We start from the raw sequence: 24,980 nt of genomic DNA on the forward strand, positions 1-24,980 counted from the left end.
AAAGAAAAGAGCGATCAAGCCTTCTTGCTGGCTCACGCTCTGCTATTTCTTTGGTTTCTTATTTCACTTCCAATATTTTTAAAAGCAGGGCTAAAAACATCCACTGGATGTTTTTACTCCTCCATAAAGCTGTTGAAGACTTCTTCAATCATGTTCCATTCATCATCTGAATCTTCTGGGATTGGTTGAAGGTCGCCTTCTGTTCCGTCTTCGTTTTCAGTAAATGAGTAAGCTTGGATTTCTACTTCACCGTTTTCATCTTCTTCTGCATTTGCAGGAATCAAAAGAACATAGTTTTTACCAAATTCTTCTTTTCCATCAATGGTCAAAAGGATTTCAAACAAGGTTTCGTTTCCTTGCTCATCTACCAATGTAATCAATTCGCGTTCGTCATGGTTGTGGTCATGATCATGATTGTGTGCCATCTTATTTCCTCTTTTTTCTAAAATTTTCGATCTAAATAATTTTGCAAAATCAACTGGGCAGCCAATTTATCAATTACTTTTTTTCGCTTATTTCGGCTGATATCCGCTTGCTCAATCAGCATCCGCTCTGCGGCAACGGTCGTCAAACGCTCGTCCTGATACTCAACCGGCAAGTTGAATAACTCTTCAAGGCGCTTTCCATAAGCTTGACTCGCTTCCACTCGAGGACCGCTTGTGTTGTTCATGTTTTTCGGCAAACCAACGACAAAGCGATCAACCCGGTATTCCTTCACCAGTTCAGAGAGACGGTCAAAACCAAACTCTCCTTTCTCCTCATCAATCTGAATAATCTCCAGACCTTGAGCAGTAAAACCTAATGGATCACTGATGGCTACTCCGACTGTTTTCGAGCCAACGTCTAGTCCCATAATTCTCATTAGAGATCGATCCCTTGCCCTTTCAAGTAGTAACGAACCAATTCTTCAACAATTTCATCTCGTTCGTACTTACGAATTTGGTTGCGAGCGTTGTTATAACGAGGTACATAAGCAGGATCACCACTGAGTACATAACCTACGATTTGATTGATTGGATTGTAGCCCTTCTCATCCAAAGATAAGTAGACATCCTTTAATGTATCACTAATTTCTTTACGGTTTGAATCGTCAAGATTAAAACGTACTGTTTCGTCTGTAAATCCCACAATACCACCCTCTTTCTTTATATTCATACTATTATACCATAATTTCCATACTTTCTCAAACGAAAAATATTGATTTTACGGGCTTTCTTGGACTTTTTATCACTTATTTTTGAAAGCGATCTACTGTATTTTCAATGGTTTTATTTGACTTCTTTAAAGCCATTCTTTTCCATGTTTTTGATGAAGAGTGTTGGAGAGTAAGTCTTGATCATTTTGCAAATTTCTCCCAAGTCTTCGCTGTTTTTAATATCATCGAAGTCTACTTTATCAGGATCAATCTCAATCTCAGAGATCATTGCTTCACCTGTCCAATCTGATGTCACGGTGATTCCATCGTAGTCTCTCAATTCATCAATGCCACCTTCACCTTCGTAACCTTCGATCAAGGCTTGTTTGGCACCTTCTTTATCATCCTCAGCATCGATCAATTTCTTGACTTCATCTTTGAATTCATCCGATACATGAGTCGCTAGTTTGATGGAAACTTTTTTGTATTTCTTTCCTTGGTAGGATACGGTCACTGTAATTTCCTGTTTGGCTACCTCGTCAGCTTCATTGACATCCCTGTCAAGCTTAAAGGTCCGAGTAACGACGCTATCTTTCGATAAGGACTTGCCCCCTTTTGATTGAGAATTCCCACAACCTACCAAGATAAGCAATCCAGCAACGACTAGTAATAGAAATTTTTTCATGTTTTTTCTCCTTATTCTTCTTTTGCTCCATTACGGAGTAGATTATTCATATATTCTGTTGGTGTCAGTTTCAATAAATCTGCAATATTGGCTGATTTGAAGTACTCTAACTCGACCGCTTTTTTAGTATCCAACTGGGTGAAATCATAAGTGATGACCGTTTGGTATTCATTTTCATTTGGCAAAGTCAGTTCAATGGTAAATCCTGGAAGAGTCCGCGCCTGTTGAAGTTTTTCATCCTTACCCATCGACTCTACCATCAATCGTTGGGCCTCTTCAAGACCAACTTCTTGAATAGCATTTTTCAATTCATCACTGACAGGAGTGGTATTGGTCATGACCAATTTTTGAAATTGTTCCCCTTGATAAGTGATGGTCTGCTCCTGGCGAATACCACTTTCATCTTTTGGAAGGACAAAGTGTTTAGTGAAAACTTGCTGTTCTTCCGCCTTCTCTAACAGATTTCGATTTTCTTTATTGAACGATTCAATTTTAGCACTGTTGGATTTTTGGACATTGGAAGAATCAGTTTTCCCATGTTTCTTCTGTCCACAAGCTGTCAGCGTCAGGAGCAAGACACCCAAACAAATAAGCTTCTTTTTCATGTTCTCTCCTTTGATAAGCTTCTATAAAGGGATTTCCCCCACAGAAGTATTGTACCATAGAATCCTCCTCAAAAACATTCTTACAAGCATTTTTTCGTGGATTCTTTGGCCGGATACAAAAGAAAAGTCGAGATCCTGACATCTCGACTCTTCTCAGTAGCTAAACGATTGGCTACTTGTTTCTTATAGGGCTGCTCTTAAGCGAGCCTCCGCATTTTCAACATTTCGTACAGAACGTGGTAAAAAGGCCCGAATATCATCTTCCTTATAACCAACTTGAAGCCGCTTGTTATCCACTAGGATAGGACTTTTCAAGATTCGTGGTGTTTCTAAGATGATATCGATGACTTCATTCATGCTGAGGTCTTCAATATCGACACCTAGATTTTTAGCGTATCGATTTTTTGAAGAAACGATACTTGCAATGCCATTTTCTGTTTTGGTCAAAATATCGAGTAATTCTTCTTTTGTAATTCCTTCTTTACCAAGGTTTTGTTCTTTATAGATCAACTGATGAGCATTTAGCCAAGTTTTGGCTTTTTTACAACTCGTGCAACTTGAAACTGTGTAAATTTTAATCATGTATGCACTCCTTTCGCCACACGATAATAACATTGTAGTATATTATACCATAAAAACCATCAGTCTTTCGACCTATTTTGAAAAAAATTACTCTTCAATCTCAATGGCATCATCAAGATCTAGTGTTACTTCTTCAAGAAGTGGGCTTTCAGCTACTTCATCTTGTGAAACTACAGCAGTGCCATCATCGATCAAACCGAAGCGCACTCGCACTTGGTGATCAATCTCATCAAAAATTTCTGGATGGTCTGCCAAGTATTTCTTAGCATTTTCAGAACCTTGGCCAATCTTCTCACCGTTATAAGAATACCAAGCCCCTGCTTTTTGGATCAAATCAAGGTCTGTTGCAATTTTTAGCAATTCGCCTGTACGTGAAATTCCTTCTCCATACATGATTTCAACCATGGCTTCTTTGAACGGTGGAGCCACCTTGTTCTTCACAACCTTGATCTTGGTTTCTTTACCAACGTTGGTATCTTTTTGGTCCCCAGTACCTTTGATTTGAGTATTTCCACGAACATCTAGACGAACAGAAGCGTAGAATTTCAGGGCACGACCACCAGGTGTGGTTTCTGGATTCCCAAACATGACCCCAACTTTTTCACGCAATTGGTTGATAAAGATAGCAATGGTCTTGGTCTTGTTGATTGAAGCTCCAAGCTTACGCATAGCCTGGCTCATCATCCGCGCTTGTAAACCAACGTGGCTGTCACCGATATCTCCATCGATTTCTGCGCGTGGAACCAAGGCAGCAACAGAGTCGATAACGACCAAGTCAACGGCACCAGAGTCGATCAATTTACCAGCAATTTCAAGTCCTTGTTCCCCTGAGTCTGGTTGAGACAAGAGGAGTTCATCAATATTAACCCCAAGAGCTGCTGCATAAGATGGATCCAAAGCGTGCTCGGCATCGATAAAGGCAGCAATGCCTCCTTCTTTCTGTGCTTGCGCTACTGCATGGAGGGCAACGGTTGTTTTACCAGATGATTCTGGACCATAGATTTCGATGATCCGACCTTTTGGATAACCACCAGCACCCAAGGCAATGTCAAGAGCCAAGGAACCAGAGCTCATAACTTGAACTTTTTGCTCTGCGCGTTCGCCCAGACGCATGATCGATCCTTTACCAAAGTCTTTTTCGATCAACTTTAGGGCATCATTGAGAGCTTTTTCACGCTCGTCTCCAAATTTCTTCGAGATATCATCTAATTTTTTCTGTTTTTTCGCCATTCTTTTCTCCTATGTTCAAAGCGTAATGTTTTACACCTTCTTTTTATTATAGCAAATTTTCATCTAATAATACAGTCTTGCGTACCAGATTAAAGGCATGTAGGACTGCAACTTTACGAACATCCATACGACTCCGGCCAGCGATATTGACCTTGATTGATTGGACTCCTTTTGGACCTGCCACTCCAATAAAGACAGTCCCTGCCGGGTGGCCTTCTAGACTGTCTGGACCGGCAACACCCGTCAGACTGACTCCATAGTCAGCCCCTGTTAAGAGGCGGGCCTGTGACGCCATCCGCTCAGCTGTATGGGCAGAGACCACTCCATGTTCTCGTAACTCAGCTAGGGGGATTTGGAGCATTTTGCTCTTTTCCTCTATGCTGTAAGTGACGAAACCTCCTGGCAAGACCGCTGAAGCTCCTGAGAAATTAGCCAGAGTCGACTGGAACATCCCTGCCGTCAAGCTCTCCGCTGCGGTCAGGGTCAAGCCTCGCTCACGCAAGAGTTCAAAAGCCATCTTAGCTAGGGAATTGTCATCTCCATAGCCATAGAAGAGCTGGCTCAAGGGTTGGCCATCTAAGGTCTCATGACGGAGAATCACTTGCTCCAACTGATCCAATTTCTGATCTGCCAGCTCTTGTGACGAAGCCTTGGTCGACAAGCGCAAGGTCACTTCTCCGGTCTTGGCATAAGGAGCCACCGTCGGGTCTGTTTGGCTATCAATCACATCCGCTAGGACGGTTACCAGCTGGCTTTCCCCGATTCCAAAGAAGCGCAAGACGCGTGAGTAGAGCTTCTCTCCTGTCGCTAACAGGGGCACCAACTCATCCGTAACCATGGGTTTCAATTCACTCGGAGGGCCAGGCAAGACCACATAGCTAATGCCCTCTACTTCGACCAGACCTCCCACTGCCAAACCGGTTAGGTTTTGGAGGGGCTTAGAACCCGTTACTATTTGCGCTTGTCTTAGATTATTGGGCGTTCGGACATGGTCTGGCCGACTGGCAAAGAAGCGATCCAACTTGGCCATGGCTTCGGGATCAAAGGTCAAGTCTCTATCCAAGAACTGGGCTAGGGTCTGCTTGGTCAGATCGTCTTCGGTCGGTCCGAGACCTCCTGTGAGGATGACGAGATCACTTCGATCACGCGCAATCCCAAGAACAGACAAGAGGCGATCAGCATTATCTCCAACTGCAGTTTGGAAATAAACGTCGATCCCTAGGCCGGCCAACTTTTCTGATAAGAATTGCGCATTGGTATTGACAATCTGTCCTGTGAGAATTTCGGTTCCCACTGCAATGATCTCTGCTTTCATAACGCCTCCACTTATACTATTCGTAATTTTTCTTCATTGTAACACAAAAACAGAAAAATCGTAGAAAAAAGAGAGCCTCTCAGCTCTTCTTTCATTTTTTAAGTTCACGAATAATCATAACAGGAATGGTGATAATTCCGAAAAAAACATACAGTATAGTCCATTTGATTAACATTAATAAGGTCTTCATAATTTTCCCCTGGTTAGTTGTTTTGATAGTAGCTATAGATACTTTGATTAATCCAGTAGCTTTACATATCATATTATAAATTATTTGTTATAGTTTTGCAATAAATATTTTTCTCTGTAATACAGTATAATTCAATTTCTAATTAAATTTGGAATTACACGAAAAATCATTTTTCTTTTATGGATTTTCCCTTCCATTCACAATCATTCTCATGATCATTGACCAGACCTGCAGCTTGTAGAAAGGATAAAACCGCGACGGGACCTGTAAACTTAAAACCACGCTTTTTGAGGTCTTTGGCCAACTGTTCGGAAAGGGCTGTCTTCGCAGGAGCCAGCCGGTAATCCGGAACATCATTGTTGATGGTCTTCCCCTCAACAAAAGACCAGAGATAGGCATCAAAGGAGCCGAACTCTGCCTGGACTTGCAAAAAGGCCTGGGCATTAGCACGTGTCGCAAAGATCTTGGCACGATTGCGGATGATGGCTGGATTGTCTAACAAAGCTTCCAGTTCTTCATCTGTCATCTCTGCGACGCGTTGAAGATGGTAACCATGAAAAGATTCTCGGAAAGCCTGTCGTTTATTGAGCACCGTCTCCCAAGATAGACCAGCCTGATAAGTTTCTAAGCAAAGCAACTCAAAAAGCGCCTGGTCATCGTGGAGGGGTCGTCCCCATTCTTCATCATGATAGGCCACATAGAGAGGATTGTTCATTTTAACCCAGCCACAACGTTTTGGCATAGGAACCTCCTATTTGACCAACATCTTCAGGGCAGACTTGATATAGTTCTCTGCTGTATCGGTCGTGCCTTCAAAGAATTTCTTGATTTTCTTAAGCTCCGTTGCCTTGTAGCCCAATGCCAACATGGCTTCCATAGCTTCTTCAAGGGCTTGGTTTTCTTCTGCAACTTTGGCTTTGGACTGAGCCGGTGCATCTTCTAGATCAAGATTGATCTTACCTTCCAGATCCAAGACCATCTGTTGGGCTGTTTTCTTGCCGATCTTCGGAAACTTGGTCAAGTAGGTAATATTCTTGCTTTCGATGGCTTGGACAAGGCCTGCATTGTCATCTGCAGCGATAATAGCCAGAGCTGAGACAGGTCCAATCCCAGAGACTGAGATCAAGTTTAAAAAGAGCTGTTTCTCTTCTTCGGTCGCAAAACCATAGAGAAGATGGGCGTCTTCCCGAACCACTTGGTGCAGGTAGACTTGCACCTCTTGGTTCATTTTGCCAGAGTAGGCATAGGGATTGGCCACATGCAAGAGATAGCCGATCCCAGCTGTTTCTACCACGATGTATTTGGCAGTGATTTTCGTTAAAATTCCTTTAATGTATTCGTACATAATCTTCCTTTATTCTTTATTTAATACTTGCCCAATTCCCGCAAACTGGTGTGATTTTCCTGAATGCGTCGGAACATCTTTTCCATATCCGACTTGGTAAAGTTAACCAAGACGGGACGGCCGTGGGGGCAGTTATAAGGATTGTCACATTGGGACAGTTGGTAGATCAGATCGCGAGCGGAGTAATCGTCCAGTGTGTGATTGGCCTTGATGGAGCGTTTACAAGACATCATGATGGCCAACTCAGCCCGGTATTTCTTGATGGACACTTCCTTAGTCAAAAGGAGCATGTCACACATCTCATAGATGCCCGACTCGATCTCTTCTTCCTTCATCCAGATCGGATGCTCCCGTAAGATCAACTGGTTGGCTCCGTACTCTTCAAGATAAACTCCCACTTCTTCTAGGAGGTGTTTGCGCTGTTGCAAGCGGATCAGATCGTCTGCAGGGAACTCAAAGATATAAGGAACCAGCAGTTGTTGCTGACTGCCGTCTACGTCCCCGATGCTCTCCCGGTATTCTTCGTATTTGACCCGCTCTTGGGCCGCGTGCTGGTCAATGATGTAGAGGCCCCCATTTCCTTGGGCAAAGAGATAGGTTCCATGCATCTGACCGAAATATTCCAACTCTGGGAAGGTCGAATGTTCTTCTCCTTCCAACTTGTCATAAGCCTTGTCTAGACTAGCTAGATCCAACTCTGGGTGGTCCAGTTGATCATACTGAGGCGCCTTTCGCTCCGCGAATTTGATGGCTGGTGATTTAGCCTCCTGATTTCCCTCTTCTGGGGCAAAGAGAACCGTTTGCTCTGGGGTCAATTCACCACTTGGCTGGGATTCCCCGACCTCTGGACGGACAAAGAAGTCTCCTTTGTCTCGGTCGTAATAGAGGCTATTTTCTTTTAGAGGGAGGCTGGTCTGGGCTGGCTTTTCTGTTCGACGAAGCGTTGACTTAGCTAGATTTTCTAGAGCATCTGGAATCAAATCCTGCTCTTTCAATGCGGAGACAATAGCCTGGGAGATCAAGGCCATTAGTTCTCGTTCTTTAGAAATACGCACCTCTTGCTTGGTCGGGTGGACATTGACATCGGCTAAATAGGGGTCAATCTGGATATTAATCACTGCTATCGGGAAGCGTCCGACCATAAGTTTACTGCCGTAGCCGTCTAAGATGGCCCGATTGAGCAAGAAATTCTTGATGTAACGACCATTGATAAAGAGGCTGATGTAGTTGCGATTGGCCCTGGTCAGTTCTGGCAAAGAGACGAAGCCCGACACTTCAAAGTCCAAATTACCTGTCTCGATGGCAACCATTTTCTTAGCGGTAGCGAGCCCGTAGACTCCTGCAATGGATTGGCGGAGATTTCCCGTCCCTGCCGTCCGTGTCATTTCATGGCCGTCATTGATCAAGGTAAAGGCGATTTCTGGATGGGCTAGACTCAAGCGGTTGAGAATGTCGACGATATGGGACAACTCTGCCTGTTGGCTCTTCATATATTTGAGGCGGGCTGGTGTATTGAAAAAGAGGTCCTCAACTGTGATTTTAGTCCCTACAGGGCTAGTCGCCGGCTCAAGAGAAGTGATTTCGCCCCCTTTAGCCTCTAGCTTGGTCCCATGATTAGCTCCTTCCTGAGCTGTCAGGATGGTCATAGCACTGACAGAGGCAATAGATGGCAAGGCCTCACCACGGAAGCCTAGGGTCCGGATGCGAAAGAGGTCGGCTTGACTCTTGATCTTACTAGTCGCATGGCGACGAAGGGCTAATTCCACTTCCTCATGGGCAATCCCTTGTCCATTATCCGTGATTTGAATGCTCTTTAAGCCAGCTTCTTCGATCTCTACGACAATCTGACTAGCTCCCGCATCGATGGAGTTTTCAACCAGTTCCTTGACCACACTAGCAGGGCGCTCAATGACCTCACCGGCAGCAATCTGATTGGCTAGAATTTCTGGTAATTCGATAATCTGTGACATAGCTTCCCCTCTTATGTTTTATACGCGCATAGGTAGAACTATTATACCATATCTACAAGGAAGCCCTCCCTTTATAAAACCTTGTGCTCCAGCTCCATTAAAGATACCGTCTTCTACCAGATAAACAGACAAACTGACCGAATATGCGAAAAGCCTTGTCTTGATGCCTGAAAAAGTGTTTAATAGACTTGTAAGCAAGAAGTCCTGCTAGCGGATCGCTTACTTGACGTCAATATGTTAGAAGGGATTTGTATGAAAGTAACAGTTACCATTGACCCCCATTTTCAAGAAGAAGGCGTAGCCATCACAGCGCCACAACCTAGCGAACGCATCCAGAAAGTCCAACAATTCATTGAGGAATTGGACCAGAAGGAACGCTTGAGAGCGAAGAAGGAGGGGGAAACCTATCTTGTAGAGACTCACTTGTTTCATCGGTTCTATATTGAAAACCGTCAAGTCGTTGGGGAAACAAAGGATGACCACTTCATCCTCACCGGCCCCCTCTACCAACTCTCTGAAGACTTACCCATCTACTTTTTAAAAATTTCCCAATCTGAAATTATCAATACCAAAGAAATCGATCAGCTGTATTTTACCAGCAGCGGATCGGTCCAAATCAATCTGAAAAACGGGACCATCACCTATTCGTCCCGTCGCTATTTAAAAGCTATTAAGGAGAAATTATCATGTTAAAGACTCATCTATCGAATGCATCTAAAGGCATCTTTATTGGCCTTACCCTCTCTATCGTCTTTTCTTTCCTAAACTCACCTTCCACTTACATGCCTCTCAGTCCAAGTTCAGGCGTTGGACAATGGATGCAAGCCCACGACGTGCATGGATCCCTTGTCATGCTCTATTGTATCCTTATATGGGCTGGCATCGGCTTGCTCTTCAGCTTAGGAAAAAACCTGTTCAACAAAGACTGGAGCCTCCTCCGTGCGACCCTCAGCCACTACCTTTTGATGCTCTTTGGTTTTCTACCTTTGGCAACCTTGGGAGGCTGGTTCCCAATCCAAATCAGCTTCTACATCTCCGTCATTATAGAATTTAGCCTTGTGTACTTGGTTATCTGGGCGGTTTCTTATCGCATTTACAAGAAAAAAGTAGAAGAGATCAACCAACAGTTGCAAGGAAAAGCCTGAGGAATTCAAAAAAATGACTTTTATTTTTTAGTCATTCAAGAAGATGAAAAACTTTCCGCTGTGAGAAAAGTGCCTGAAACAACTGTGTTTCAGGCACTCGGAATCATTGAGACCTTAGGCTCAATGATTAGTCATGGAACTTCTACGAAGTTCGCTGACGTCCGTACTCACCTAAGGAAAGTTTTTAAAATTACTTTGTCTTCAATCTGAAACAGTTCGAATGAACTGTTTTTTAAATTCTCTTTTTCATCTCGGCAACTGCCATCATGACTTCCATCGGGGTCATGTTGTAGATATCGAGAGTTTTTAATTCTTCTAGTACTGGATGAGTGGCATCTGCTGCAAACAGAGATAACTGTTCTCCAAGCTCTGGAGAGGATTGCTGTGTTGGAGTCGCCATCGACACTTCGTGGCTTTGGCCTTCTAGTTGACTCAAGATAGTATCTGCCCGCTTCAAGAGATCGCTTGGCAGGCCTGCAATCTTGGCCACATGGATCCCATAGGATTTGTCAGCCGGTCCCTCTTCAATCCGGTGCAAGAAGGTCACTTGGCCATCCTTCTCCAAGGTTGCGACGTGGACATTGCGCAAGCGAGATAGGGTCTGCTCCAGGTCGGTCAACTCATGGTAGTGGGTGGCAAAGAGCGTCTTGGCCCCTGTCCGATCATGGATGTATTCGATAATGGCTTGAGCCAAGGCCATCCCATCATAGGTCGCCGTCCCCCGTCCCAACTCATCAAACAAGATGAGAGAAGCCGGAGTCGCTTGGCGAATGGCATTGTTGGCCTCCATCATCTCAACCATAAAGGTCGATTGGCCGGATACCAAGTCATCTGCAGCCCCAATCCGGGTATAAATGGCATCAAAGAGAGGGAGGGTCGCCGCCTGAGCCGGTACAAAAGAACCAATCTGAGCCATAATGACAATGATGGCTAACTGGCGCATATAGGTGGACTTCCCGCTCATATTGGGCCCCGTAATCAACTGGATATCACAGGTCTCATCCATGGAAATGCTGTTGGGGATGTAGCTTTGAGCCCCCATCACCTTCTCAACAACTGGGTGACGCCCCTTTTCAATCCGGATATCGCGCGCCTCTTGAAAGACTGGCCGGGTCAGTTGTTGTCTTTCAGCTACACAGGCCAACCCTTGCAAGACGTCCACCGTTGCTAGGGCTTGGGCTAGGGACTGCAAGCGCTGAATGTACTTGCCGACTTCCTCTCTGATCCGTAGGAAAATCGCATACTCTAGGCTAGTCGACTGTTCTCGAGCTTCTAGCATCTCCCCTTCAATCCGAGCCAGTTCCTCTGTCCCAAAGCGCTCAGAATTTTTCAAGGTCGCCTTGCGGAAGAAATGAGCTGGTACACGGGATAATTGGGAATTGGTCACATGGAAATAATAGCCATCTTTTTTGTTGTAGTCAATTTTAAGTCCGGTGATGCCACTGGCCTCCCGTTCTTTAGCTTCAATCTCTGCAATCCAGCCGGTCCCTTCTCTGAGGACAACACGGTACTGATCCAGAGTTGGGTCAAAGCCGGTACGGATGATATTGCCTTCTGTCAGAACAATCGGGGCATCCGGATCAATCGCAGCTTCGATGAGACGGCAAAGCTCTGGTAGCTCATCTAACTGGGCGATGAGGAGGTCTAGCACGGGCTCTCCCATCTCGACCAGAAGCGATTTGATCAAGGGAACATGGCGCAGGGTTTCACCCAACTGCAAGAGGTCCTTGGGAGTGGTCTTACCAAAGGAAACCCGACTGGCCAAACGCTCGATGTCATAGACACCCTTAAGACGATCTGCTAAATCGCTTCGCTCAAAGAAGTGATCCAAGAAGACCTGGATAATCTCTTGGCGCTCTTCAATCCGATGGCGGTCCATCAAAGGCTTCTGGATCCAAGTCCGCAAGAGACGGCCTCCCATGGCTGTCTTGCTTTCATCTAGGAGCCAGTAGAGGCTGCCATGTTTTTTGCCAGTCCGAGCATTTTCTGTCAAGTCCAAACTCGCCTTGGTCGCATAATCCATCTGCAAGAAATCACGAACTTCATAGTGATGGGCAGGCTTGATATGGTGGAGTTCCCGCTTCTGGGTTTCCTGGACGTATTGGAGCAGGCCTCCTGCCGCTATTCTCTCCAAATGAGTCAAGTCAGCCCCTAAAAGGTGGACATCCTCCGCCACTTCTGAGATAGGGGAGAGCAAGAGGTTCATTTGGCCAAGAAGGACTCTTTCTTCACCTTCTGACAAGGAGTAGGTCAGGACAATCTCCCGCGCCCGTAGGTTGCGGATCTCCCCACATACCATGGCAAAATCATTCAGACTGGTGACCTGAAACTCCCCAGTCACTAGGTCCATATAGGCAAGGCCATAGTCCGTCTCATCATGAGACAAGGCTACTAGGAAGTTGTTGGCGCTGTCTGGCTTGGTCGAATCGACAACGGTCCCCGGAGTAATGACTTGGACCACTTCCCGTTTGACCACACCGACGGCTTGCTTGGGATCTTCCATCTGCTCTGCAATAGCCACTTTATAACCTTTTTCGATCAAAACATCGATGTACTGTTGGGCTGAATGATAGGGAACTCCAGCCATGGGAATCGGATTTTCTGCATTTTTATTCCGAGAGGTCAAAGAAATCTCTAAAATCTGAGCGGCATTGACGGCATCTTCATAAAAGAGCTCGTAAAAATCCCCCATCCGAAAGAGCAAAAAAGCATCCGGATAGTCTTTTTTGATATCTAGGTATTGCTGCATGCCAGGTGATAGTTTTTCTGCTGCCATATTGCTCCTTTTCTATATCATTGCATTCATTCTGAGAGCTTGCTCCAACTCTAAACTGACATAAAAGGAGGGCCGATCCCTTTCTGGACTGGTCCCTCGCCCTTGACTAGTGACTAGAATGTTGGAGAATAGTCTGCTGGACCGTTTGTGCTACTTCTTGGTCCTTGCAAACAATTAAGAGGGTATTGGCCCCTGCGACGGTTCCAAGGATATGATCATCCAAAATCTCATCGACTGCGTTGGCTAAAATGGCTGCCTCTCCAAGCTCCGTCCGAACAACCAGTGTGAACTCTGCTCTCGAGACCACTTGTGCATATTGAGCAATCAGTCTAAAAATATCTGTTCGATCTGGTTCGTCTGCTAATTTATAATAGAGGCCACCCTTTTCTTTTACCTTGATCAGACCAATTTCTCGCAGATCTCTAGATAAGGTTGTCTGGGTTACTCCCGCCCCTCTCTGATCTAAACGGTCTTGAATTTCTTTTTGCGTCGATAACTTCTCATTTTGGATAATTTCTCGAATCAAAAGCTGACGTTCATCTTTTTTCATTTTTGCTCCACTTTTGAATAATTATACTTTGATTATACCAAAAAGTTTGAAGAAAGGCCGAATTTTGTGATAGAATAGTAACAAAAGACCAAAGGAGCTACTATGAATCATAAAGAACTTATTGCAAGTGAATTGGCAAAAGTCATTGAAGGCTTAGACCAAGAAACTATCTTAAATTTACTAGAACAACCAAAATCTTCAGACCTTGGAGACATCGCCTTTCCTGCCTTTTCTTTGGCTAAAATCGAACGCAAAGCTCCTCAAGCGATTGCTGCTGATATTGCGGAAAAAATCGATGCTTCTCACTTTGAAAAAGTCGTTGCTACTGGTCCTTACGTAAACTTCTTCTTAGATAAATCACAAATCTCTGATCAAGTCATCAAAGCGGTTATCCAAGCAGGTGCAGACTACGGTCAGCAAGATGAAGGACATGGAGGAAATATTACCATCGACCTTTCTAGTCCAAATATTGCAAAACCTTTCTCAGTTGGTCATTTGCGCTCAACCGTTATCGGAGATGCTCTTTCAAATATCTTCCGCAAAATGGGCTACAACACCATTAAAATCAACCACTTGGGAGACTGGGGTAAACAATTTGGTCTCTTGATGGTCGCTTATAAAAAATGGGGTAGCAAGGAAGCTGTCGAAGCCAATCCAATCGATGAATTGTTGAAACTCTATGTCCGCATCAATGCCGAAATTGAAAACGATCCTGCTTTGGATGAGGAAGGACGTCTCTGGTTCAAGAAATTGGAAGATGGAGATCCAGAAGCAACTGAATTGTGGCAATGGTTCCGTGACGAGAGCTTGGTAGAATTCAACCGTATCTACAAACTCCTCGGTGTTGAATTTGACAGCTTAAACGGAGAAGCTTTCTACAATGACAAGATGGATGAAGCTGTCCAAATCCTTGAAGAAAAAGGCTTATTGAAAGAGTCTAAGGGAGCTAGCATCGTTGAGTTGGATGATGTCAACCTTCCACCAGCTATGATTAAGAAATCAGACGGTGCCACTCTTTACATCACGCGTGATATCGCAACCGCTATCTACCGTGCACGGACTTACAACTTTGTGAAAAACATCTATGCTGTCGGTCAAGAACAATCCAACCACTTCCGTCAGTTGAAAGCTGTTTTGAAGAAAATGGGATTTGACTGGAGCGACGATATGATCCACGTTGACTTTGGTTTGGTCACAAAGAATCGCCAAAAATTGTCAACTCGTAAAGGAAATATCATCCTGCTCGAACCAACCCTTCAAGAAGCGATCTCTCGTGCCAAAGCGCAGATCGAAGAAAAGAACCCTGAACTTGAAAACAAGGAAGAAGTGGCACATGCAGTCGGTGTTGGTGCCGTTAAGTTCTACGACTTGAAGACAGACCGTCGCAACGGGTATGACTTTGACCTTGAAGCCATGGTATCCTTCGAAGGAGAAACTGGACCGTACGTTCAATACGCATACGCACGTATCCAATCCATCCTTCGCAAAGCCAACTTCACACCATCTGCAGATGCAACATACAGCTTGAGCGATCCTGAAAGCTGGGAAATCATCAAACTTCTCCAAGACTTTGCTCGTGTCGTGAAACGTGCTGCTGAAAACTATGATCCATCCTTGATTGCAAAATATGCCATCAACTTGGCTCAAGCCTTCAACAAGTACTATGCTCACACTCGTATCTTGGATGAAAGCCCAGAACGCGATAGCCGCCTTGCTCTTAGCTACTCAACAGCAGTAGTCTTGAAAGAAGCGCTTCGTCTATTGGGTGTCGAAGCACCTGAGAAAATGTAATATCTTCCTTACTTTTTGATAGGAAACCATCTCTTTTAGGAGTGAGAGGAATCGCTAAATAAATCTTATTTAGTTCCATCTCACTCCTTTTCTTATGTTAAACACACCTATATTTTTAGGGATTATCGCTTCCCTTTATCCATTATCTTACCCTCTGGAGAACCCCATGAATCAAACTGTTTATATTCTTATTTTAGTTAGTCTGCTTATTCTCTTTTTAATCAATAAATACGAGAGAGAAAAACTGCAAAAGATTTTACAAGAGCAACTCTTAAAAGATGAAGCCTTCAAAGCAAGCATCAAGGAACAAATCCAAACGACGGAAAACATCAACGATGTCATCCACGCCATCAATAAGGACTATCGCCTCGGCCTCTTGCTCTCAAAAGAAATCACAGATCAATTAAAATAAGCCCTAAAAGAGGAGTCATACAAAATATGACCCCACTCTCTTCAACCGCAACAAATAAGAGAGTGGGACAGAAATCGGTAATTCGTTAGAATTCGATTTCGTCGTCCCACCTCCGCACAGTTGAGTAGGGCTGTAAAAGCTGATGAAATCAGCGTGGTAGAGCCCACTCAACCACTGCGTCTTGCTCGATAATCCAAAGACAATTGAGAGGCTAGGACTTTTGTCCCAGCCTCTTTTGTTTTAAAGACGATACAAATCTTCTACAATGGCCGCTACTTTTTTGATATCCCCTAGCATTCCTCTCATCTCAAAGTCTGCTAGCATAGGGAAACCAAAGCGTTGGCTGTACTGCTTGGCCGTTAGGCAATATTGATTGTTGAAGTTGCGATTTCCTGATCCTACAACTCCCAAGCATTTAGTGGCATTGTCTCCATAGGCGATAAAGTCTGCTACATCGGTCGTTAAAATTTCCACATCTCCATTATCAACACCATTTCCTCCTTCTAGGTAGGTCGGCAAAAAGGCGATAAAAGGTGTATCAACTTCAAAGAAGGGCTTCCCTTCTTTGACTAGGTCTTTGACATGGATTTTTTCAATGACCAAGTCAGGGTACTGCTCCCATAGATAATCACTGAGACGACGAACAAAACTTTCAGTATTGCCACTTAAACTGATATAGACAAAACATACTTTCATTTTCTTCTCCAATCAGACCAGCTCCTCTTCTTTGTTCCAGACTTGAGGAGTTTTTTAATGCTATGATCTAAGCTTGAAGGTCGCTAGCTGGTCTATTTTTCAATTTGTAGAGGAGGATTCCCAAGTAAACAAGGGCTACAACCACACTCAAGACAAGTGCATATAAGCTAGAAGCCTGCAACAAGGTCCGCAATTTGTCTGACGTGATCACAGACATAGAAGAACGATAAGACAAGAAATTATGCAAGCTCATTAAGACAAAGGCACCAATCTGTCCCATATAGGCATAGGTCGCCTTAACAATATCCTTTTTAGACAGGAAGAAATAGGCAACTGCAATCAAGCCCCCAATCAAAAGAGATAGCAACAACCAAGCAATCGGTCCGCGTAAGGCTACGATTAATTTCTCAAGGAAGGCTTTGTATTCTTCCCGTTCAAGAGCAGTGGTTAAGTTCAAAGAAGCTGCCATTTCATCTGTGAGCTCCACTTTAGCCAATCCAAAGAAGGACTGAGCAGTTAATAGAGTTCCCATCGCTGATAGAGCTAGCAAGACATACATATAAATTGGATTTTTCTTCATTGTATTTCCTCGTTTCTAATATCCATAGTATTTATTATAACGTGAACCTTAGGGAAGCGCAAGTTTAGATTTTCCCAGCGATCCTGTTCTAAAAAAGCTCCCTCTAAATCAGGATATGATTCAAAAGGAGCTCTTCTTTCTAAGTATATTGCTTCTAGAATGTCGAAAACAAATTAGTTCAAGTGCCAGATATCTTCGTTGTACTGAGCGATGGTACGGTCAGATGAGAAGAATCCTGCTTTGGCAATGTTGACGATGACTTTATCCAACCATGCGTCACGGTCTTCGTAGTCAGCCAACATTTGCTCTTTGACTTTGATGTAGTCTTCCAAGTCAAGAAGGGTCATGAACCAGTCTTTGTTGATCAACTCATTGTGAAGACGAGACAAACGTTCTTGGTTACCAACTGCAAGAACAGCGTCGCTGATGATAAAGTCAACCAATGGTTTGATCGCTTCACGAGCGTAGAATTCGCTTGATTTGTATGCTGATTTTGCGTAAAGGTCGATAACAGTTTCTGAATCTTCACCGAAGATATAGATGTTTTCGTCTCCAACCAACTCAGCGATTTCCACGTTAGCTCCGTCCATAGTACCAAGCGTCAAAGCGCCGTTCAACATGAATTTCATGTTACCAGTACCTGAAGCTTCTTTAGAAGCCAATGAGATTTGTTCTGAGATATCACATGCTGGGATCAAGAAGCTTGCTGCAGTCACGTTGTAGTTTTCAACCATCACTACTTGCAAGTGTGGAGCTACTGCTGGGTCGTTTGCAATGACTTCTGACAAGCAAAGGATCAAGTGGATGATATCTTGAGCGATGGTGTAGGCAGGAGCTGCTTTACCACCAAAGAAGACTGTGATTGGACGAGCAGGGATATTACCAGCCTTGATGTCCAAGTATTTGTGGATGACATACAAAGCGTTCATTTGTTGACGTTTGTACTCGTGAAGACGTTTGATTTGGATATCAAAGATAGAATTTGGATTGATTTCCACACCTTGGTGATCTTTCAAGTGACGAGCCAATTTACGTTTGTTGTGGGCTTTGATGTTTTCCAATTTTTCTTTGACAGCAGCTTTATCTTCGTATGAGAGAAGGTCTTCCAACTTAGAAGCATCATGGTGCCAGTCACGTCCAAGGATCTCATCCAAGTAGTGAGACAAGCTTGGGTTGGCATGCATAAGCCAACGACGGAAGGTAATTCCGTTTGTTTTGTTGTTGAATTTTTCTGGGTAAAGGTCGTAGAAGGCCTTCAACTCTGAGTTCTTCAAGATTTCAGTGTGAAGAGCTGCAACCCCGTTTACACTGTATCCATAGTGGATATCCATGTGGGCCATGTGGACACGATCGTGTTCATCAATGATTTGAACAGCTGGATCTTTGTGTTCAGCACGAACACGACGGTCCAATTCTTCAATGATTGGTACCAAGTGAGGAACCACTTCTTGCAAGAATTCAAGTGGCCATTTTTCAAGGGCTTCTGCAAGGATTGTGTGGTTAGTGTAAGCGGTCATGCTACGAACGATAGAGATAGCTTCATCCATTTCGATACCGCGTTCAGTCAAGAGACGGATCAACTCAGGAATGACCATAGATGGGTGAGTATCATTGATTTGTACAACTGCGTAGTCAGCAAGGTCATGCAAGTTGCTTCCTTTTTCGATCGCTTCGTCGAGGATCAATTGTGCACCGTTTGAAACCATGAAGTATTGTTGGAAAATACGGAGCAATTCCCCTTGACGGTTACTATCATCTGGGTAAAGGAAAAGAGTCAAGTTGCGAGCGATATCTGTCTTGTCAAAGTTGATACCATCTTCAATGATGGATGAATCAACTGAATCCAAGTCAAACAAGCGCAAGCGGTTCTTGGTTTCGATCTTGTAACCAGGTACATCGATATCATAAAGCGTAGAAGTCAATGTAAAGTGTGCAAATGGCACTTGGTAGCTACGGCTTGAACGAACGAGCCAGCTTTGGTCAGTCAACCACGCATTTGGAATCGTTTCTTGTTGGTTGTTTTTAAGAACTTGTTGGAACAAACCAAAGTGGTAGTTCAAACCAACCCCATCCCCTGTCAAACCAAGGCTTGAGATAGAGTCGATAAAGCAGGCTGCCAAGCGTCCCAAACCACCGTTACCAAGTGATGGTTCCAATTCCACTTCTTCAACTTCGATCAAGTCTTTGCCAGCATCAGCCAATTCTTTTTTGACATCATCGTACAGACCCAAGTTGATCAAGTTGTTTGACAAGAGTTTACCAATCAAGAACTCAGCTGAGATATAGTAAACTTTTTTCTTACCAGTATTTAATTTCTTTTGGGCACTTGCTTGCTTGGTGTAATTAAGCAAAGCAATGTACAATTCTTCGTTTGAACATTCTGCAATTGTTTTTTGATAATGATCAATCACATATTTTTGTAATGATTCCATGGTTAAGTGTCTCCTTGTGTTTTGATTAGATAGGGGGAAAGATTATTTTTCTGCTTTTTTCGCTTCTTCTTTCACCAAGTCAGTATTTTCACGACGATAGATGGTTGTGAAATCAAGCAATTCTTGCTCGACAGCAGGAGTCAATTGATCCGCTGTCATCCGCCATGCCCAGTTGCCACCAAGGGTAGATGGGAAGTTCATACGAGCTGAGCCATCCAACTCTAACAAATCTTGCATGGTAGCGATGGCCATAAAGCTGACTGAAGCAAAGACGGTACGAAGCATCGCATGTGGAACAGATTCGTATTCTTTACGGTTGGTGTAACGAGCAAGGTACTCACGAGTTGGATCGTCAATTTCATTGCGATACCACCCAAGAACAGTGTTATTATCGTGTGTTCCTGTATACATAACTGAGTTGTTTGGTGCCAAGTGAGGGCTGTCGATACTTTCATCGTCAGGATTGAAGGCAAATTGAAGGATCTTCATGCCTGGGAAGCCTGTGCGCTCACGAAGCTCAATGACTTCGTCAGTCATGAAGCCAAGGTCTTCTGCGATGATGTTCAAATCACCAAGTTCTTCTTTCACTGCGGCAAAGAGTTTGTAGCCAGGACCTTTAACCCATTTACCTGGTGCTGCTGTATCAGAACCAGCTGGGATTTCCCAGTAAGACTCGAAGCCACGGAAGTGGTCAATCCGCACGATGTCGTAGATCTTGAAGCTCTCACGCAAGCGTTCAATCCACCATTTGTAACCATCTTTGTCCATTGCTTCCCAGTCATAGATTGGGTTGCCCCAAAGCTGACCAGTTGCTGAGAACTCATCTGGTGGGCATCCTGCGATGCAGGTTGCTTTTCCATTTTCATCTGTTTTAAAGAGATGAGGATTTGCCCACATATCGCTTGAATCTTCCGCTACGTAGATTGGCATATCACCTACGATCTCAATATGGTTGTCGTTAGCGTATGCTTTCAATTTCAACCATTGTTTGAAGAAGAAATACTGTGTTACTCGATGGTAAGTCAATTTGTCTTCCAATTGAGCGCGATATGAAGTAAGGGCTTCTGGTTGGCGTGCACGAATCGCAGCGTCTGGCCATTCTGTCCATGCTTTTAATTCAAAGTGCTCTTTAATAGCCATGTATTCAGCAAATAATTCCAACCAAGCTGCATTTTCTTCAGCAAAACGGCTGAAGTCATCCCAATCACCGTTTTCAATAAAAGCTTTAACCGCTTTTTCTAGAAGAGGACGACGTTGTTCGAAGATCTTCTCATAGTCTACTTCTGTTGGGTCTTGACCAAAATCAACACCTTCAACATCAGATGCATCCAAGAGCCCTTGCTCGATCAAGAGATCGAAGTCAATAAAGTGGGTATTCCCTGCAAAAGCTGAGAAAGATTGATATGGAGAATCTCCATAACTGGTTGTTCCGAGAGGCAAAATTTGCCAATACCGTTGCTTAGTCCGAACCAGGAAATCCACAAAATCGTAAGCTACTTGACCAAACGAACCGATTCCATACTTCCCAGGCAAGGATGAAATGTGCATCAAGACACCACTTTGGCGTTTTTTCATTGAGGGTACCACCTTTAGTTTAATATTTTTTGTTTCAAAGAAAAAATAGACTAGACTTCTACACTGTTTCTGATCCAACTCCGACTCTCAGAAAGAATAGAAGAAGCCCAGCCATCAGACATAGAACGGAATTTAACCTATTTATAAATGACCCTAGGTCATCTTTATGCAACGTCCAAGGAAAACGTTTGCGTTACGTGTCCATTATAAAGTATTCCTGCAGTTTATGCAAGAGATTTCCTAAACTTTTATGATTTTTTCTGCAGGTTCATCCCATGCCTAGTTTAACCCTTTCTTATTCTCTTGTCAACTATTTGTGTGTATATATATAGAAGATAAAAAAATTTTAAAAATTTTTGCACAAAGAGCTTGCAAACGTTTTCTCCCTGTGATATACTATTCGTATTAAGGAAAACGTTTGTCTAAAACGTTTTCAACTAATAATCTTATTTTTATTCTTTAGGAGGAATAAATCATGAAACGCACAATTCTTCGAAGCGCTGCTGTACTTGGTACAGTTGGATTCGCATCACTTCTTTTGGTAGCTTGTGGAGGCAAAAAAGACGACACTTCTGCTTCTGAAAACGAGTTGACAGTATACGTTGACAATGGTTACAAAGCTTACATGGAAGAAGCTGCGAAAGCTTTTGAAAAAGAAAGTGGAACAAAAGTAACTATCAAGACAGGTGACGCTCTTGGTGGATTGGACAAGTTGTCTCTTGACAACCAATCAGGTAAAGCTCCAGACGTTATGATGGCACCATACGACCGCGTAGGTGGCCTTGGTAACGACGGTCAATTGGCTGAAGTGACATTGAACAAAGACAGCAAGACTGACAAAACAACTGAATCACTTGTAACAAACGGTGGTAAAGTATATGGTGCACCAGCAGTTATCGAAACATTGGTTCTTTACTACAACAAAGACCTCATCCAAGAAGCTCCAAAAACATTTGGTGAACTTGAAGAATTAGCAAAAGACAGCAAGTATGACTTCTCTGGTGAAGCTGGTAAAAATACTGCCTTCCTTGCCGACTGGACTAACTTCTACTATGCATACGGACTCCTTTCAGGTAACGGTGGATATGTCTTCGGTAAAGGTGGTACAGATCCAAAAGACATTGGTTTGAACAACCAAGGTGCTATCGATGGTATCGAATACGCGAAAACTTGGTATGCTAAATGGCCTAAAGGATTGCAAGACACTAAAGGTGCTGCAAACTTCATCCAAACTCAATTCCAAGAAGGTAAGACAGCTGCCATCATCGATGGTCCATGGAAAGCAGCTTCATTGAAAGAAGCAAAAGTAAACTACGGTGTAGCAACTATCCCTACTCTTCCAAACGGAAAAGCTTACTCTGCCTTCGGTGGTGGTAAAGCTTGGGTTATCCCTGCAGGTGCTAACCACCCTGAAGCAGCCCAAAAATTCGTTGACTTCTTGACTACAACTGATCAACAAAAAGCCTTATACGATAAGACTAACGAAGTGCCAGCTAACACAGAAGCTCGTGAATACGCTGTTGGTAAAAACGATGAGTTGACTGCTGCCGTTGTTAAACAGTTTGAAAATGCACAACCAATGCCAAACATCTCTGAAATGAGTACTGTTTGGGACCCAGCTGCAACTATGCTCTTCGACGCTGTAAGTGGTAAGAAATCTGCTAAAGATGCTGCTGACGATGCTGTTAAATTAATCAAAGAAACTATCGAACAAAAATTCGGTGGCAAGTAATACAGTTCCCAAGGGGCTGGGAAAGTTTCCCAGCCTTTCATTGTGATGTGGCCTCTGGTCGCTCACTTATAAGGAGTCGATATGGAAACACAACAAAACCCAAAAAAGGCAATGTGGTTATCCCTCATTCCTGGTTTGGGACAAATCTATAACAAACAGAAAGCAAAAGGATACATCTTCCTCGGTGTAACACTTGTCTTTCTAGCTTACTTTTTCGGTATTGGTTTGGAGGAATTGTCCAAACTCATCACCCTCGGTACTGTCCGTGGAAAAGATAATTCTCTTTTTATCTTGATTCGTGGTGCCTTCCACTTAATTATCACTGTCGTTTATTTGATGTTCTACGCCCTAAATATCAAAGATGCGGGTACTGTAGCTAAGCGGATTAATAACGGTATTCGAGTGCCGATGACCCTAAAAGAGATGGTGAATGCTATCTATGAAAATGGCTTCCCCTATCTCTTGATCATCCCTTCTTATATTGCCATGACCTTTGCAATCATCTTCCCTGTTTTGGTTACCTTGATGATTGCCTTTACCAACTACGACTTTAAGCATACAGCTCGCTTTACGCTCCTCGATTGGATTGGACTTCAAAACTTCACCAACATGTGGACTTTGAGTACCTTCCGTTCTGCCTTTACATCTGTATTGGGCTGGACCTTGATCTGGGCCTTGGCAGCTTCAACACTTCAAATCGTCCTTGGTATCTTGACAGCCATTATTTCCAACCAACCATTCATTAAAGGAAAACGCATCTTCGGTGTTATCTTCCTTCTTCCTTGGGCGGTTCCTGCCTTCATCACGATCTTGACCTTCTCAAACATGTTCAATGATAGTATCGGGGCCATTAATGCGCAAGTCCTTCCGCTCTTTGCGAAGATTTTCCCATTCTTGGATGGGGTTCTTATTCCTTGGAAAACAGATCCTACTTGGACGAAAATTGCTTTGATTATGATGCAAGGTTGGCTCGGCTTCCCTTACATTTACGTCTTGACACTCGGAATCTTGCAATCTATTCCAAACGATCTTTATGAAGCAGCCTATATTGATGGAGCGAACGCTTGGCAAAAATTCCGCAACATTACCTTCCCAATGATTTTGGCGGTTGCGGCACCAACGCTCATCAGCCAATACACCTTCAACTTTAACAACTTCTCTATCATCTATCTCTTTAACGATGGTGGACCTGGATCTGTTGGAGGAAATGCTGGTTCGACAGATATCTTGATTTCTTGGATCTATAAATTGACAACGAACTCATCACCTCAATACTCAATGGCTGCTGCGGTTACGTTGATTATCTCTCTGATTGTGATCTCGATCTCGATGATTGCCTTCAAGAAACTGCACGCATTTGATATGGAGGATGTGTAAAATGAAAAATTCAGTTCAATTTAAACGCCGCCTGAATCATTTCTTGACTTACCTCTACTTGGTTGTCCTTTCCATCATCATCATCTATCCCTTGTTGATCACGGTTCTTTCAGCCTTCAAAACTGGTAACGTCAGTGCCTTTACGCTTGATTTCAGTGGCAGTCTCAGCTTTGATAACTTCCAAAAACTCTTTACGGATACCCTATATGGTACTTGGTACCTCAACACCTTGATTATCGCCATTATTACCATGGTTGCTCAAACATCCATCATTACCTTGGCAGGGTATGCTTACAGCCGCTATAACTTCTTGGCTCGTAAGCAAAGTTTGGTCTTCTTCTTGATTATCCAAATGGTCCCTACCATGGCTGCTTTGACTGCCTTCTTCGTTATGGCTCTTATGTTGAATGCCTTGAACCACAGTTGGTTCCTCATCTTCCTCTATGTCGGTGGGGGAATCCCAATGAACGCATGGTTGATGAAGGGTTACTTCGATACAGTCCCAATTTCACTTGATGAATCTGCAAAATTGGATGGTGCTGGACACTTCCGTCGCTTCTGGCAAATCGTCCTTCCATTGGTTCGCCCAATGATTGCGGTCCAAGCTCTTTGGGCCTTCATGGGACCTTTTGGAGACTACATCTTATCTAAATTCTTGCTTCGCGATGAAATCAATTACACGGTAGCTGTTGGTCTTCAGACCTTTATCAGCGACCAAAAAAATCAAAAGATTGCCTTCTTTGCGGCAGGTGCGATTCTGATTGCAGTCCCAATCTGTGTGCTGTTCTTCTTCCTTCAAAAGAACTTTGTTTCAGGCTTGACAGCTGGTGGGGATAAAGGATAAAATAAACTTTTCT

General features: G+C 43.6%; 24 protein-coding genes. 7 read left to right on the plus strand and 17 right to left on the minus strand.

What is annotated here, in order from left to right:
• Positions 1-113: 113 nt before the first annotated feature.
• The 11 genes from H8S88_RS08170 to mutL form a co-directional block, all read right to left on the minus strand.
• On the minus strand, positions 114-425 hold the full coding sequence (locus H8S88_RS08170) for a DUF1292 domain-containing protein (protein ID WP_006595405.1): 312 nt from the start codon (positions 423-425) through the stop codon (positions 114-116).
• Between the two features lie 17 nt (positions 426-442).
• Positions 443-862 (minus strand): Holliday junction resolvase RuvX, encoded by a 420-nt coding sequence (gene ruvX / locus H8S88_RS08175; RefSeq protein ID WP_023027379.1) that lies wholly within the window; start codon positions 860-862, stop codon positions 443-445.
• On the minus strand, positions 862-1,128 hold the full coding sequence (locus H8S88_RS08180) for an IreB family regulatory phosphoprotein (protein ID WP_006597020.1): 267 nt from the start codon (positions 1,126-1,128) through the stop codon (positions 862-864). The genes ruvX and H8S88_RS08180 overlap by 1 nt, the downstream gene beginning before the upstream one ends.
• A 140-nt stretch (positions 1,129-1,268) precedes the next feature.
• Positions 1,269-1,820 (minus strand): hypothetical protein, encoded by a 552-nt coding sequence (locus H8S88_RS08185; RefSeq protein WP_048691863.1) that lies wholly within the window; start codon positions 1,818-1,820, stop codon positions 1,269-1,271.
• Between the two features lie 11 nt (positions 1,821-1,831).
• Positions 1,832-2,425 (minus strand): SP0191 family lipoprotein, encoded by a 594-nt coding sequence (locus tag H8S88_RS08190; protein WP_006595401.1) that lies wholly within the window; start codon positions 2,423-2,425, stop codon positions 1,832-1,834.
• Positions 2,426-2,608: 183 nt separating this feature from the next.
• Positions 2,609-3,007: a transcriptional regulator Spx gene (gene spx, locus H8S88_RS08195; RefSeq protein ID WP_006595399.1), complete on the minus strand. Its 399-nt coding sequence runs from the start codon at positions 3,005-3,007 to the stop codon at positions 2,609-2,611.
• An 87-nt stretch (positions 3,008-3,094) separates the two neighbouring features.
• On the minus strand, positions 3,095-4,237 hold the full coding sequence (gene recA, locus H8S88_RS08200; protein WP_048789891.1) for a recombinase RecA: 1,143 nt from the start codon (positions 4,235-4,237) through the stop codon (positions 3,095-3,097).
• 46 nt (positions 4,238-4,283) lie between these two features.
• Positions 4,284-5,552: a competence/damage-inducible protein A gene (locus H8S88_RS08205; protein WP_125329284.1), complete on the minus strand. Its 1,269-nt coding sequence runs from the start codon at positions 5,550-5,552 to the stop codon at positions 4,284-4,286.
• A 356-nt stretch (positions 5,553-5,908) separates the two neighbouring features.
• Positions 5,909-6,484: a DNA-3-methyladenine glycosylase I gene (locus H8S88_RS08210; RefSeq protein ID WP_125329285.1), complete on the minus strand. Its 576-nt coding sequence runs from the start codon at positions 6,482-6,484 to the stop codon at positions 5,909-5,911.
• A 9-nt stretch (positions 6,485-6,493) separates the two neighbouring features.
• Positions 6,494-7,087 carry a Holliday junction branch migration protein RuvA gene (ruvA, locus tag H8S88_RS08215; protein ID WP_003009115.1) on the minus strand — a complete coding sequence of 198 codons (594 nt, stop codon included), beginning with the start codon at positions 7,085-7,087 and terminating at the stop codon, positions 6,494-6,496.
• Between the two features lie 20 nt (positions 7,088-7,107).
• On the minus strand, positions 7,108-9,057 hold the full coding sequence (mutL, locus tag H8S88_RS08220) for a DNA mismatch repair endonuclease MutL (protein ID WP_125329287.1): 1,950 nt from the start codon (positions 9,055-9,057) through the stop codon (positions 7,108-7,110).
• 252 nt (positions 9,058-9,309) lie between these two features.
• On the opposite strand from mutL, the gene H8S88_RS08225 reads away from it, so the two are divergent.
• Positions 9,310-9,750, plus strand: a complete 441-nt coding sequence (locus tag H8S88_RS08225; protein ID WP_185776829.1) for a LytTR family DNA-binding domain-containing protein — start codon at positions 9,310-9,312, stop codon at positions 9,748-9,750.
• Positions 9,744-10,202, plus strand: a complete 459-nt coding sequence (locus tag H8S88_RS08230) for a DUF3021 domain-containing protein (RefSeq protein WP_061564496.1) — start codon at positions 9,744-9,746, stop codon at positions 10,200-10,202. Before H8S88_RS08225 ends, H8S88_RS08230 begins: the two co-directional genes overlap by 7 nt.
• Positions 10,203-10,434: 232 nt before the next feature.
• Here H8S88_RS08230 and mutS read toward each other — a convergent pair whose 3' ends face one another.
• Positions 10,435-12,978 carry a DNA mismatch repair protein MutS gene (mutS, locus tag H8S88_RS08235; RefSeq protein WP_236128243.1) on the minus strand — a complete coding sequence of 848 codons (2,544 nt, stop codon included), beginning with the start codon at positions 12,976-12,978 and terminating at the stop codon, positions 10,435-10,437.
• A gap of 106 nt (positions 12,979-13,084) precedes the next feature.
• Positions 13,085-13,528, minus strand: a complete 444-nt coding sequence (gene argR / locus H8S88_RS08240; RefSeq protein WP_236128244.1) for an arginine repressor — start codon at positions 13,526-13,528, stop codon at positions 13,085-13,087.
• Between the two features lie 102 nt (positions 13,529-13,630).
• Here argR and argS point away from each other — a divergent pair, with 102 nt between their 5' ends.
• Together argS and H8S88_RS08250 are read left to right on the plus strand one after the other, a co-directional pair.
• Positions 13,631-15,319, plus strand: a complete 1,689-nt coding sequence (gene argS / locus H8S88_RS08245) for an arginine--tRNA ligase (protein ID WP_006595387.1) — start codon at positions 13,631-13,633, stop codon at positions 15,317-15,319.
• A 166-nt stretch (positions 15,320-15,485) separates the two neighbouring features.
• Positions 15,486-15,731 (plus strand): hypothetical protein, encoded by a 246-nt coding sequence (locus H8S88_RS08250; RefSeq protein ID WP_006596982.1) that lies wholly within the window; start codon positions 15,486-15,488, stop codon positions 15,729-15,731.
• Positions 15,732-15,971: 240 nt separating this feature from the next.
• Here the strand turns inward: H8S88_RS08250 and nrdI are convergent, their stop codons facing one another.
• The 4 genes from nrdI to malQ form a co-directional block, all read right to left on the minus strand.
• A complete protein-coding gene (gene nrdI, locus H8S88_RS08255; RefSeq protein WP_123160721.1) occupies positions 15,972-16,439 on the minus strand; it encodes a class Ib ribonucleoside-diphosphate reductase assembly flavoprotein NrdI in 468 nt (155 codons plus the stop codon).
• A gap of 55 nt (positions 16,440-16,494) precedes the next feature.
• Positions 16,495-17,007 (minus strand): ABC transporter permease, encoded by a 513-nt coding sequence (locus H8S88_RS08260; RefSeq protein WP_006595384.1) that lies wholly within the window; start codon positions 17,005-17,007, stop codon positions 16,495-16,497.
• 173 nt (positions 17,008-17,180) lie between these two features.
• Positions 17,181-19,439, minus strand: a complete 2,259-nt coding sequence (glgP, locus tag H8S88_RS08265) for a glycogen/starch/alpha-glucan family phosphorylase (RefSeq protein ID WP_006595383.1) — start codon at positions 19,437-19,439, stop codon at positions 17,181-17,183.
• Between the two features lie 42 nt (positions 19,440-19,481).
• The gene (gene malQ, locus H8S88_RS08270) at positions 19,482-21,038 is read right to left on the minus strand and encodes a 4-alpha-glucanotransferase (protein WP_329605528.1); all 1,557 of its coding nucleotides are present in this window, start codon (positions 21,036-21,038) and stop codon (positions 19,482-19,484) included.
• A gap of 451 nt (positions 21,039-21,489) precedes the next feature.
• Here malQ and H8S88_RS08275 point away from each other — a divergent pair, with 451 nt between their 5' ends.
• The 3 genes from H8S88_RS08275 to H8S88_RS08285 all read left to right on the plus strand — a co-directional run bounded on the left by H8S88_RS08275 (position 21,490) and on the right by H8S88_RS08285 (position 24,967).
• Positions 21,490-22,746: an extracellular solute-binding protein gene (locus tag H8S88_RS08275; protein WP_135783021.1), complete on the plus strand. Its 1,257-nt coding sequence runs from the start codon at positions 21,490-21,492 to the stop codon at positions 22,744-22,746.
• Between the two features lie 81 nt (positions 22,747-22,827).
• Positions 22,828-24,123, plus strand: coding sequence for a sugar ABC transporter permease (locus H8S88_RS08280; protein ID WP_195563659.1), 1,296 nt, complete (start codon positions 22,828-22,830; stop codon positions 24,121-24,123).
• A 1-nt stretch (position 24,124) separates the two neighbouring features.
• Positions 24,125-24,967 (plus strand): sugar ABC transporter permease, encoded by an 843-nt coding sequence (locus H8S88_RS08285; RefSeq protein WP_006596980.1) that lies wholly within the window; start codon positions 24,125-24,127, stop codon positions 24,965-24,967.
• Positions 24,968-24,980 lie beyond the last annotated feature (13 nt).

The sequence above is a fragment of the Streptococcus sp. GS001 genome (assembly GCF_021595565.1).
Taxonomy (GTDB): domain Bacteria; phylum Bacillota; class Bacilli; order Lactobacillales; family Streptococcaceae; genus Streptococcus; species Streptococcus xiaochunlingii.